Annotated in this window: 11 protein-coding genes and 1 pseudogene; 4 read left to right on the forward strand and 8 right to left on the reverse strand. The window is 37.0% G+C overall.

All coding sequences use genetic code 11. From position 1 onward, the window contains the following. Nucleotides 1-79: 79 nt before the first annotated feature. From HNP81_RS16165 to HNP81_RS16175, 3 genes are all read left to right on the forward strand, one after another. Nucleotides 80-559, forward strand: coding sequence for a GyrI-like domain-containing protein (locus HNP81_RS16165; RefSeq protein ID WP_028393819.1), 480 nt, complete (start codon nucleotides 80-82; stop codon nucleotides 557-559). Nucleotides 560-581: 22 nt separating this feature from the next. After that, nucleotides 582-1049, forward strand: a complete 468-nt coding sequence (locus HNP81_RS16170) for a DUF8821 family protein (RefSeq protein WP_182503287.1) — start codon at nucleotides 582-584, stop codon at nucleotides 1047-1049. A 993-nt stretch (nucleotides 1050-2042) separates the two neighbouring features. After that, nucleotides 2043-2576 (forward strand): ECF transporter S component, encoded by a 534-nt coding sequence (locus HNP81_RS16175; RefSeq protein ID WP_182503288.1) that lies wholly within the window; start codon nucleotides 2043-2045, stop codon nucleotides 2574-2576. Between the two features lie 281 nt (nucleotides 2577-2857). On the opposite strand, the gene HNP81_RS16180 is transcribed toward HNP81_RS16175, so the two are convergent. From HNP81_RS16180 to HNP81_RS16190, 3 genes and pseudogenes are all read right to left on the reverse strand, one after another. Beyond that, nucleotides 2858-3277: a MarR family winged helix-turn-helix transcriptional regulator gene (locus HNP81_RS16180; protein WP_028393816.1), complete on the reverse strand. Its 420-nt coding sequence runs from the start codon at nucleotides 3275-3277 to the stop codon at nucleotides 2858-2860. A gap of 76 nt (nucleotides 3278-3353) precedes the next feature. Beyond that, nucleotides 3354-4088, reverse strand: a complete 735-nt coding sequence (locus HNP81_RS16185; protein ID WP_028393815.1) for an SDR family NAD(P)-dependent oxidoreductase — start codon at nucleotides 4086-4088, stop codon at nucleotides 3354-3356. Nucleotides 4089-4101: 13 nt separating this feature from the next. Beyond that, a pseudogene (locus HNP81_RS16190) lies at nucleotides 4102-4194 on the reverse strand (SDR family oxidoreductase); the annotation flags it as partial. A 750-nt stretch (nucleotides 4195-4944) separates the two neighbouring features. Here HNP81_RS16190 and HNP81_RS16195 point away from each other — a divergent pair. After that, a complete protein-coding gene (locus HNP81_RS16195; protein ID WP_182503289.1) occupies nucleotides 4945-6411 on the forward strand; it encodes a S8 family serine peptidase in 1467 nt (488 codons plus the stop codon). Nucleotides 6412-6947: 536 nt separating this feature from the next. On the opposite strand, the gene HNP81_RS16200 is transcribed toward HNP81_RS16195, so the two are convergent. The 5 genes from HNP81_RS16200 to HNP81_RS16220 form a co-directional block, all read right to left on the reverse strand. Beyond that, complete coding sequence (locus HNP81_RS16200; protein WP_182503290.1) at nucleotides 6948-8195, reverse strand: TerD family protein; 1248 nt, start codon at nucleotides 8193-8195, stop codon at nucleotides 6948-6950. A 301-nt stretch (nucleotides 8196-8496) separates the two neighbouring features. Then, nucleotides 8497-8976, reverse strand: a complete 480-nt coding sequence (gene rlmH, locus HNP81_RS16205) for a 23S rRNA (pseudouridine(1915)-N(3))-methyltransferase RlmH (RefSeq protein WP_028393812.1) — start codon at nucleotides 8974-8976, stop codon at nucleotides 8497-8499. Between the two features lie 92 nt (nucleotides 8977-9068). Continuing rightward, nucleotides 9069-9224 carry a CxxH/CxxC protein gene (locus tag HNP81_RS16210; protein ID WP_182503291.1) on the reverse strand — a complete coding sequence of 52 codons (156 nt, stop codon included), beginning with the start codon at nucleotides 9222-9224 and terminating at the stop codon, nucleotides 9069-9071. Nucleotides 9225-9559: 335 nt separating this feature from the next. Further along, on the reverse strand, nucleotides 9560-10765 hold the full coding sequence (locus HNP81_RS16215) for a S1C family serine protease (RefSeq protein WP_281384517.1): 1206 nt from the start codon (nucleotides 10763-10765) through the stop codon (nucleotides 9560-9562). Between the two features lie 204 nt (nucleotides 10766-10969). Continuing rightward, nucleotides 10970-11764, reverse strand: a complete 795-nt coding sequence (locus HNP81_RS16220; protein WP_028393810.1) for an MBL fold metallo-hydrolase — start codon at nucleotides 11762-11764, stop codon at nucleotides 10970-10972.

Raw genomic sequence — 11764 nt, forward strand, 5'->3', positions numbered from 1 at the left:
CACGATTTAAGGCTATTATAAACTCATCAAGTGAAAAGACAAACCATTTGATTAATTTAAAAAGAGGAAGGTTTTGAATATGGCAGATTATATTCTAGAAGAAAAAGACAGCTTTACCGTTTTAGGTATTGGAACTGAGCTTAAGAGTGATTACACAGACTTTGCTGGCATAACCAAGGAAAAGGCAGACTTTTGGCAAGCCATCAGTCAAGATGGAAGGCTTGATACTTTAAAAGACCTAGCCACCAATGACTACATTTTTGCTGTGAACGAAGCGGTGAATAACAAGATGATGCATTATGCTGGAGTCATGACAGAGGAATCGATACCAGAAGCAACGAGAATGATCCAATTTCCTAAAGGGGAATACCTAGTAATTAAAGGGGAAGGAAAGACAGCTGATGAGTTGAGTAATAAGCTTGCCGGCATTGCTTTTGGACAAGTCTTGCCAGAAGCAAAGAATTTTGCCTATGTTGGTGGGCCCAATGCAGCGGTTGAGATGGAGCAGCGAAACGGCTTAGTATTTGGTGAAATGTGGATTCCTGTTGTTAGGAAATAAAGAGAAAAAAGGAGGAGTGAAATTGTCCTATATCGTTGATTTTAAAAATGTGTCTACGGTTGGTTTAGAGTCTTCACCTGTTGCAGAAGCGCTTGCTGGTTTACGTGCTAATGAGGCCCGTTACTTTATGAACAAATACAAGCATGAATTTACGGTTGTACCAGCTAACGAAAGTGGGGAGACCCTTAACTATGTGAACCGAATTTTGAAAGAAGAACGTGATATTGAATTTGCGGCCAAACCTTTAGAAACGTCACGTTTTCAAGTGGAAAATATCAAATTTGCCTACGTTTTTTATGAGGATGGTCTTGCAATCAACGTCATGTATACGGTTGATGACCCTAAGCCAAAGCGGGCCGTTGGTTTTAAGCTTTCTGAGGGGATGGAGGTACCAAAAGAATTAGAAGGGAAGTTTAAGTTTGCTAGGCAGAAGTCTAAACTAGCTGGAACAATTCGGGGCTCGTTTTTTGTAATTAAAGGAGAATATTAAAGTAAGCAAAAATGACAAGTGGAGGAATTCAGTCATTTTCTGTATATGATCATTCTTTTTCTTCATTTGGATAAGAAAATCCTGATTAAGCAAAAACAACCATCCATTCAACAAATGTTCATCTAGGCATTCAAATAACAAAACAGCACCTCTCCATCAAAAAGAGGGTGCTGTTACTTTTTTCGTAAAAATATCATTTACTTATGATACGGTTCACCGTGATATAGCTAAATGCATTTTTTATTTGATTGATTTTGAAGAAACTCCTTAAAAGGATACAACTCTACATATCACTTTTTAAGGTCCTTTTTGTTGCATCATGTGTCTAAATCATTTCATTGATTTAACATTTAATTTTTTATTTTTTCTATCCAGTGAAACTTCATTTAGTAGTGATTATCTTCATCCCCCACTGATTGTTCATCCCGTTCTACTATCGATAAAGCAACACTACGAACTAAGGTTCAATGAATCACAGACTAAGTACGCCACTCCCTTTAGTCTTTCGTCTGTGTGACCAACATCTTGTGAGCGCAAACTTTACCTATGCGTAACTCTCGGTAAGTTCCACTGTATTTCACCAATCGAGCTTTTAGGGCCGTTCCCCCCACCTACGCTATTTCTGTTCCTCTAAGCCTTGAGGTGGGGGCGTTATGTCAGTTAATGCGGATTAAACTGACACCTTAGTTTTAGGCTAAATTGACACTTTTAAATATACCAATCCTTTGCTAAGGTTATCAGTAAATGCGAATACAGCCGCTTGTACAGGTTTGGAGCGAGTTCGCTGATCATTTCCTAGCGCTCGATAATGGTTTCTATGGTGAAGGATTCATATGATTTATCAGAATGTTCTTTCTATAGTAGAAACCCATTTGTACTATCATAAAGGTACTCCTGTTGAAGATGTATGCGATTTAGGTTTCAAAGGAAACGACAACCTGACGCTACTATTCCTTGATACCTATATAGAAAAAATAAGGAAGGTTTATGAACATGCAAAAAACAACAAGTTATTCAAACACACGAACTTTTGATTTAATTCTAACATCCATGTTAATTGCACTCGTATTCGTTGCCACAGTCTTGTTAAATATCAAACTACCGATCACGGCAAATGGAGGTTTAGTTCATCTTGGAACAGCTATGCTATTTATCGCATCCATCTTATTTGGGCCTAAAAAAGGCGCCATCGCTGGTGCGGTGGGGATGGGGCTATTTGACTTAATCTCCGGATGGACATTGTGGGCACCGTTCACCATTTTAACTCGAGGGTTACAAGGGTATCTAGTTGGGAAAATTGCCTGGTCGAATGGACGCAACGGAAGAAGTATTGGTTTCAATCTATTCGCTACTATCCTTTCGGTTCCATTTATGTTAGCGGGTTATTATATTTGTGAAAGAGTGATTTTTGGTAGTTGGATTGTACCAGCAGCCTCAATTCCCGGAAACATCATTCAAAATGTTGTAGGGATCTGTGTAGCCATTCCAGTTTGTGCTGTACTGAAAAAAATTCCACTTTTTAAATAGCTTTTAAAAAGATGCGTATAAACACATATAGTTTCTTATTAACATTATTTTATATTACATGAAAAAGGGAGAACGCTTTGTCTATCAAGCATTCTCCTTTTTTTGTTTTCATTAAACCTCAGATTTATATGCCCCCATATATTTACTTATGATACGCCGTGATGAATCTAAATGAGTTTTTTATATTTGGATTTCCATATATTCTTACTATTATCCAAAGTCAGATTTCAATATCTGTTTATTCAAGGAAAAAATCAGCAATAATGCACCAGTTTATTCATTTATATAAAATTATTTAGTTTCTCATAAATGCTTAATAAATGTTGTCTTTCCTCCTCTGTTAACTTTTCGAATAGATTTCTACGCAGTGTATTTCCTTCTTCGTGAGCTTTATTGATCATATCGATTCCCTTGTCAGTAATCGCTAAGTATATAATTCTACGATCGTCATCATCAATAAGTCGAACAGCTAATTTTTTTTGTACGAGTTTTTCAGATAAGTGAGTTAGAGAAGGAGGGGTCAAGCCTAAAGCTCTTGCGATATCTGATGGGCGACTTTTTCCGTTCCTCTTTAAGTGGCTGAGAACAAGAATATGAGAGATACCTAGGCTTTCTTTGAACATTTTATTCCACTGAATAATTAAATTGTTCGTGACCTGGTCCATGGAATGAATTAGTTCAAAAATTGTTTGCTCTTTCATGTATTTATATCCCTGCTTTCTATAATAGTAAGTGCCCCCTAAAGACAATAGGGGGCCCTCACAGTATATTAATATTCTATTGAGCAGAAAATCCTCCGTCAATAACTAATTCTGAACCAGTGATGTAAGATGATTCATCTGATGCTAAGAACAATGCAGCATTTGCAATATCTTCAGGTTTACCTAAACGTTGCAGAGGAGTTGCTTGAATTAAACTCCCAAGAAGCTCTTTTGATGTGCTTAGAGATTGAGTCATCGGTGTTTCAATAATACCAGGGAAAAGAGTATTTACACGTACTCCCTGACGGCCAAAGGTCGTTGCGGCTGCTTTAGATAGCGCACGAACTGCCCCTTTTGATGCAGAATAATGATTAAAGCCTTGGCCGATCTGAGCAGTATAAGAAGAAATATTAATAATTGAACCTTCCTTTTGAGCTGCCATATATGGAGCAACATATTTAATACCAGCAAATGGACCATAACCATTAATAGATAACATCTTTTGCCAATCATCCAAATCAATATCTTGGTATGGTTTTTCTGATGAAATCCCAGCGTTGTTTACAAGAATATCAATTTTCCCGAAGCGATCGCTCACTTCCTTGGCTAATACTTCCCAATCCTCATCTAAAGCAACATTTAATTTCATTCCATATACATTTTCTTTTTGGCTTACATGTTCGAATGCTGCCTCGTTAATATCTGCAGCGATAACGATAGCACCTTCTTGACTGAAAAGATCAACCATACGTTCACCTATACCTGAAGCTCCACCAGTAATAATTGCAACCTTATTATCTAAGCGTCCCATTGTGTTTTCCTCCCTAACGTAATTTATTTGTTCCACCATCAACCATAATTGTTTGACCAGTAATATAATCCGAATCACTGCTTGCTATGAAGACAGCTGTTCTACCTTTACCAGAAGCACTACCTGTTACAATCCTAACGTTCCCTTGTAATCTCATTTACATTACCTTTTTCGTATATATTTAGACATCTAAATATTTAACATCTAAATAATAACATGCCGATTTATCGGATGCAACAAAAGTTAATTTTGAGTACACACATGATATGTCCCTTTAAAAGTAAGTGAAATAGAGACAATTGGTAAACCGGCCAGCACATCCATCTTCATTGGAGTTGTCTTCTAACTCCTATTAAATTCTGTTCCTTAATCAAAATTCTTCCCCTTGTCGCTCATTACCGTTCCTCCCTATAGGTATTTATTATGTAAAAACCTTACATTATTTCGTACCCAAGTAAGAGTTAGAGCAAACGAGATTTCGCAGACATTTCCTAAGTACTGCCCACATCCCTAAATTGTTTATCATTATTAAAAAAAGAATAGTGACCATAAATCGGTCACTATTCATTATATAAATTACTTTTTCTACGATTCCGTTTTAACTTTTTAAACCTCATTTAGATTAGTTACGGTTCACCGTAACTAATCTAAATGAGGTTTTTTTATTTAACAAATTCATAGTCTGTTAGTAGTAGGTAAAAGCGCCTCCATAATTACTATGAAATTGAATGATGAAAAACTATAGTTAGGTATTCCATCTTATTATTTGGAATTTTCAGATAAACATTCCAAATAATAGATTTAATAGCTTATAATTATATTGTTTATATTTTACATATCATAAGGGGGAAATTAAATGAAGAAGAAACTAGCAATTCTATCTATTTGTTCGGCTCTATCATTTTCTTTACTCGTTGGGTTCCCAACAAATAAAACAAAGGCTGCACCTGAAAAGGAGCATTATGTATTAGCATATAAAGGGAAGATACCTGGTAATTTCTCAGAAACAATCTCTAAGGCGGGAGGGGCTGTTGAAAGAGTTATACCTGAAATCGGGATTATTGAGGTTGCATCAGTAGACCCAACCTTCCTTTCAAAGGTGAAACAAGATACAAACATTCAATCAGCTGGAAGAGAACTTGAAGCATACTTAGAAACTGATCCGGATGACGCAGTGAATTTTACTCCTGGTACCCCAAATGGGCAGAAAGTCACTTTGGATTCAAACGTAGCAAGCTATTGGGATAAACAATGGGACATGCAGCGTATAACACATGAAGGTGATTCTTATAAGTTAAATAAAGGGAATCATGATACGGTTGTAGCAGTTATTGATACAGGAATTGACTTTAGCCATCCGGATTTGAAGGAAAATGTTGATTTCGCTGGTTCGAAAACCTTCGTACCAGGCACAAAAGATGCTTGGGACCAAAATGGCCACGGTACACATGTCGCTGGATCCATTGCAGCTAATGGGAAGGTTAAAGGTGTAGGTCCAGATTTATCGGTCAGAGCATACCGTGTTTTTGGAGCAACCGGAGGAGCACAACAATCATGGATTACCGATGCCATTGTATCAGCAGCAAACGATGGAGTAGCAGTGATAAATATGTCAATTGGGGGCTGGAGTTGGATGGCTCAAAACTTAGATGAGAAAGGTGATTCTGCTTCAATGGTAGCCTATCACCGTGCCGTTCAGTATGCAATCCAAAAAGGAGTTACTGTTGTAGTGTCTGCTGGTAATGACTCAAAAAACCTAAGTGATTTACATGATATGCAGGCATATTGGAAACAAACTTACGGTATAGACATTAAAGGTCCATCTCGTGTCGTTCCAGCCCAAATTCCAGGGGTGATTACTGTATCTTCCTCAAATGAATGGGCCAATAAGAGCATTGCCTTCTACTCTAATTACGGAAATGTCATCGACGTGGCTGGTCCTGGTGGGGATAATGGTCCATTATATGATAGTTTATACCGTCAGAACCCAGCCGGAAACCATTTAGATAAACGTGATTACACTTATCGAACATTGTCTACTTACCCTACTTATCCGGTCGCAGGTGGGAATGCAACTACACAATTCAGTGACGGTCAATGGCATGGCTATTCCTATTTACATGGAACTTCCATGGCAGCACCGAAAGTCGCTGGTATAGCTGGAGTCATTAAAGCCGCCCACCCTGAGTATAATCCTTCCCAAGTGGCAGCCGCTATCAGACAAAGTTCCATTGATTTTGGCAAAGTCGGGAAAGATCCACTATACGGGGCAGGCGAATCCAACATTTATAACTTCTTATCAAAGGATAAATCTAAAAAATAATAGTAAGGCCGCTGAGTATAAACTCAGCGGTTTTATTAATGAGTTAGACTATGAATACTTCCTATTTATTGTCTTATCCATTATGAAGTCAATTCTCATAACTTTACTAAAATTATCACTTTACTATAAAACCTCATTTACTTATGATACGGTTCACCGCAGTGTATCTATATGAGGTTTTTATTAAACTGGTTATTATCCCAGTAGAAACCTACTCCTATTAATAAGTTCTGGATATTTTTCGTTAATTCTAACGCAAAATAAACAGATGTGAGTATGAGTTTTTTAAAGCTTTATTAAATAGTTTTTTCAATTTAGGAGCTGTATACCCAGTACTAATCCTTATTCTGATTATTGATGTAATTAATACTTTCAAGAGAAAAAAAAGAATAAGCCTAATCTATAGCTGATAAAATCGATAATTTTACTTCCACTTGGGTCAAGTATTCCCAGATAAAAAAAGGAAACTAGACATGACATATAACGATCAAAGGTCTATCTGTCGACTTTCTTTTCAAATTTTATATAATTCTAGTCTACTTGTAATCATTTATTGGTCCTTTATCCATTATAACTTCTACCATATTTGAAGACCCCATCCTAAGTTTAGGTCTACGCTCTGAGTCCGGTGCACTATAAAGCTCTAATGGACTTATAATAATTCCATCGTGCGTATTATGAAGGATTCCGGGCACACAGGAATAAATTCTATCATTATTATTTGCATTCTTGGCGACTATGGTAACGGAGGTTCCATTATGATTATCTATACTCATGGACACCTTGTATCTGTAGAAGGAGCCCGTTCCATTTGACTGAGCAGAATAAACCACAGGAACAACTGCAAGAATGTCATTATTTAATCTTAATTTGATTACTTCTGTCTTAGTTGATCGACTATTTCCCCTAATATCCCCCATATGTTCCACTGCCCCGTTGCCAAAACCTCTGAGGGGAGGTGTTCCTTTCGCCCCAAACATAGCTACATCTATCTGTTTTCCATCCTTTGTATAGACTAAGGCATATATATCATAATCTGTCCCAGTCTCCCAAGATACCGTAGCAGTAATTTCTGGTGTTTTATCAATGATAACTGGCTTTTGACCTTTGTCGAGACTTATCTTCCCCTTTACCTTTTCAAGGCTTATCGATGACAACGTGTTTTGTTTATATTTATTTTCAGAAACAGTTAGAGTCTTATCAGGTTCTATTGGCGTTTGTTTTTGAATAGTTTTAGGTTCAGAAGGCCTGTTTTGCTCATCATTTTCAACCTCAACTCCGTAATTTTTACATAACCCTTCAAGCCCAGAATCAAATCCACGCCAGATTGATCTTGCCTTTGTCTGACCATTCCTTAGATATAATTCTAATACTACGATTCCATTTTCATTTGTGAAACTAGATGGGGTTAACTGGATAATTGTATTATCGGTACTTATCTCGGCCATTAAATTCTTTACATTTGAAAATCCCGTGCTATTATCCTCTGTAAGAGTGATCGCTATTTTAGTAATACCATCTGGGACTTTACTCATATCAAAATTAATTTTATGTACTATTGTATTACCTACTTGCTCAGATGGTATAAGTGTAGCTACACCAGAAGAGCTCTTTGGTTGATTATAAAATATAATCCCGCTATCTCCTTGTACCTTGTCTGAATCAGTCAAAAGGAAAGCTGTTAAGGAAATATCTATCGAATTAGAAATTTCGTAGCTAACAGTAACATTACCTTTTGGGGAACTTAAAACTGCATTTGCTCCCATCTGAAGAAATTGATTCATTTAAACCACTCCCTACTCCTCTATCCATTTACCACCTAACAATTTTTTATAAATCACTACAAAATCCTCTTATAGCCTTTTGCTAACCTTCTGCAAATCAAGATTATCTTGTTCTTCATATTTGATACATATTTTTTCACGTTCTACTTCTAAACTTAATTCTTCAATACTTATAATATCAAGGTCCATTAGTATATCCCCCTCAAAAAACATTACATTTATTAATAGTATATTTTAGAAAAAATAAACAGTCTAATCTTTTTAAAATTAGACTGTTCTTAAATTCCTATTTAAACCTCATTTACTTATGATACGGTTCCCCCCGATTGATCCGATAAGCCCGATAAACTTGCTCGACCAAGATTAATCTCATTAATTGGTGCGGGAAGGTCATTTTTGAAAAAGAAAGGGCTTCGTCAGCACGTTGCATCACTTCTTTGCTTAGACCTAACGATCCGCCAATTATAAAAGTAATTTTACTTTTTCCATAAGTAGCAAGCTTATCTAGTGTCTCCGCGAGTTCCTCAGAAGTTTTCATTTTCCCTTCGATTGCAAGGGCAATGACATGTGCATCGGGATTGACTTTAGCTAGAATTCTTTGTCCTTCTTTTTCTTTAATTTGCAGCATTTCAATCTCACTTAATGTTTCTGGCGCTTTTTCATCTGGAAGTTCAATAATTTCCATTTTGGCATAGGCAGACATTCTCTTCATATATTCATCAATGCCTTGTTTCAGATATTTTTCTTTTAGCTTCCCTACAGTTATAATTGATATATTCATGTTATCCTCACTTTACAAACAGCTTACAAACACGTTATCCACATAAGTTATCCACATATCCACATTTACTATCCACATCTTGTATAGGAATATTAGTTCCCTACCATATATACTGCCTCGTTTCGACAATATTCACAGATTGTTGATAACTTTTCACTAGGTACCACATCTAGGGTCGGATACGTTTCTTTCTCTACTACCACTGTATCCAGTGCCATATCAACATGATCATTACAGCAATAAATCATTTTTTTCACTCCTTTAAATCGACAAAATACATGCTTATCTTCCTCGTTAGCTTATATATAAATAGTTATCCACAAATCTAATCATGGCATTCATCTTATCGCTTCTTTTCCGCTTATCCACATGCTATCTTAACAAAAAACTGAGAAAACGCAACAAAAACGAGGGTGTCCCAAAAACAAAGTGTCAGAGCCCGCAACAACTAAATACGTATAGAATGAGTGTAGAAACACTATATACCTGATTTAGAATGCGAGGTCAAACCCTTATGAGGTCCCCTCGTTTTTTATCCTGCATGAATGGGCAGTAAGCCCCCACCGATTGAAGTTTCTCTTTATTACATTTGCTGTTCTACTGACAAATCCATCGTTGTTTTTAATTGTTTACCGTTACGATAATAGGTTACTTCCAACTTGTCGCCAATTTTCTTTTCACTATATAAATATTTACGTAAATCAACGACATCGGCAACTTCCTTCCCATCCAATGCAACAATAACGTCAAATTCCTCTAAACCAGCTTTTGTTGCTGGTGAATTAGATTGAACTCCGGTAATAGCTACACCACTTGTTACGTTTGGAGGCAGCTTCAAAGTATTTTGTTGATGATATTGTGAAATTTCTTCGACTGAAGCTAGGCTTACTCCCATAAATGGTCGCTTTACCTCACCAAACTGTTCAAGGTCTTGAATGATTGGGATTGCTGAATCAATCGGAATAGAAAGACCAATCCCCTCTACTGCACTCTCTGCAATTTTCATTGAGTTAATTCCAATAACTTGTCCTTGCATATTAATGAGAGCACCGCCGCTATTTCCAGGGTTAATGGCTGCATCGGTTTGGATAACCTCTGCATTCCAATCAACCTGACCATCTTCATTAATATCCACTTCAATCGTACGCTCTAGTCCTGAAATAATTCCTTGTGTTACAGACCCTGAAAACTGCAGACCCAATGGATTTCCAATCGCAACGACTGGTTCACCTGGTTTTAAAGAAGATGAAGTCCCAAAGGTAGCAACCGTCGGAACGTTCGTATCATCGACTTCTACGACAGCTAAATCCATCCATGGGTCGCTTCCTTTCAACATTGCTGGAAGTTTTGTTCCATCCACTAACGTTACCTCTAGTTCCGTTGCATTTTCAATAACATGATTATTCGTTACTATGTATGCTTTTCCATTTTCTTTTTTGTACACAACACCTGATCCCGTTCCTGCTTCACGATTTTCTTGATTTCCCCAAAATTTTGATTGCTGGATATTTGTAATTCCTACAACCGCTGCACCAACCTTTTCAACCACACCTGTCACAGCTGAAGTGACATTAACTGATACTTGCTGCTGAATTTGTTCAGATTGCCCTAGTCCATTCATTTTTCCATTTTGATTCTGTACATTAGAATTTTGAAAACCTTGTAACACGAAGAAAACAAGTAATGCTCCGACAATTACACCTGCGAGCGCTGATAAAAAATATCCCCCTGAACGCCCCTTCCTTTTTTGGTTTCTGTTTTCAGACATATGATCATCATAGTATCCCAAATTGTTCAATCCTCTCTTCCTTTAGAGATTAGATAAATGCATACATTAGTCTTTGTTTATACCCTCCATTATACTCATTTAAGACTAAAGGTAAAAAATATTTTCCTTCATTACCATATTGCTTTCATTTTCAACATTTCTTGTACAGCTTATACGATAGTTTTTAATCAAAAAAAGGAATGAAAGGAGTTTCCCATTTCATTCCTAAACAAGTACTAATTCAGTTGGCTTTTTTGGATCCGTATCATAGAGAGAAAATTGTTCTCCTACAACAATTCCTTTTGTTTGCAAGGTTTGCTCAACAGACATACGTGCGAGATCTTTCATATTGTTATCGAGGCTTAAATGCGCGAGATAAATTCGTTTCGTCCGATTTCCCGCTACATCACTCATGGCAAGTGCAGCATCCTCGTTTGATACATGTCCAAAATCGCTCAAAATTCGCCGCTTAATACTCCAAGGATATTTACCCATTCTAAGCATTGATACATCATGATTGCTTTCAAACACGTACATATCGGCATTTTCGATGATGCCTTTCATTCTATCACTCACATAGCCTGTATCAGTAATGATGACAAGCTTCTTCTCACCTTGATGGAACACATAAAACATTGGTTCAGCAGCATCATGGGATACACCAAATGATTCAATATTTAAATTCCCGAATGTTTTAATCTGTTCCATTTCGAATGTAAACTTTTGCTCAACCGGTACTTCACCGATTATTCTTTCCATCGCATTCCAAGTATTCATATTCGCATAAATGGGTAATTTATATTTACGTGCTAACACCCCAAGGCCTTTAACATGGTCGCTATGTTCATGCGTAACAAGAATACCAGACAGCTTAGACATATCGCGGTCGATTTCACTGAATAATGCTTCCATCGCCTTGCCGCTCAAACCGGCATCAACAAGAAAGGAGTGCTCCTCTGTCTCGACGAAAATAGCATTTCCCGTACTCCCGCTTGCGAGAACACTAAAATGCATACTCAT

The sequence above is a fragment of the Peribacillus huizhouensis genome, from assembly GCF_014138605.1.
Classification (GTDB): Bacteria; Bacillota; Bacilli; order Bacillales; family DSM-1321; genus Peribacillus; species Peribacillus huizhouensis.

Excerpts from the sequence above, each read along its gene's own strand:
- HNP81_RS16165 (WP_028393819.1), top strand. The coding sequence starts at position 80 with ATGGCAGATTATATTCTAGAAGAAAAAGACAGCTTTACCGTTTTAGGT.
- HNP81_RS16175 (WP_182503288.1), top strand. The coding sequence starts at position 2,043 with ATGCAAAAAACAACAAGTTATTCAAACACACGAACTTTTGATTTAATT.
- HNP81_RS16180 (WP_028393816.1), bottom strand. The coding sequence starts at position 3,277 with ATGAAAGAGCAAACAATTTTTGAACTAATTCATTCCATGGACCAGGTC.
- HNP81_RS16185 (WP_028393815.1), bottom strand. The coding sequence starts at position 4,088 with ATGGGACGCTTAGATAATAAGGTTGCAATTATTACTGGTGGAGCTTCA.
- HNP81_RS16195 (WP_182503289.1), top strand. The coding sequence starts at position 4,945 with ATGAAGAAGAAACTAGCAATTCTATCTATTTGTTCGGCTCTATCATTT.
- HNP81_RS16200 (WP_182503290.1), bottom strand. The coding sequence starts at position 8,195 with ATGAATCAATTTCTTCAGATGGGAGCAAATGCAGTTTTAAGTTCCCCA.
- rlmH (WP_028393812.1), bottom strand. The coding sequence starts at position 8,976 with ATGAATATATCAATTATAACTGTAGGGAAGCTAAAAGAAAAATATCTG.
- HNP81_RS16210 (WP_182503291.1), bottom strand. The coding sequence starts at position 9,224 with ATGATTTATTGCTGTAATGATCATGTTGATATGGCACTGGATACAGTG.
- HNP81_RS16220 (WP_028393810.1), bottom strand. The coding sequence starts at position 11,764 with ATGAGTATGCATTTTAGTGTTCTCGCAAGCGGGAGTACGGGAAATGCT.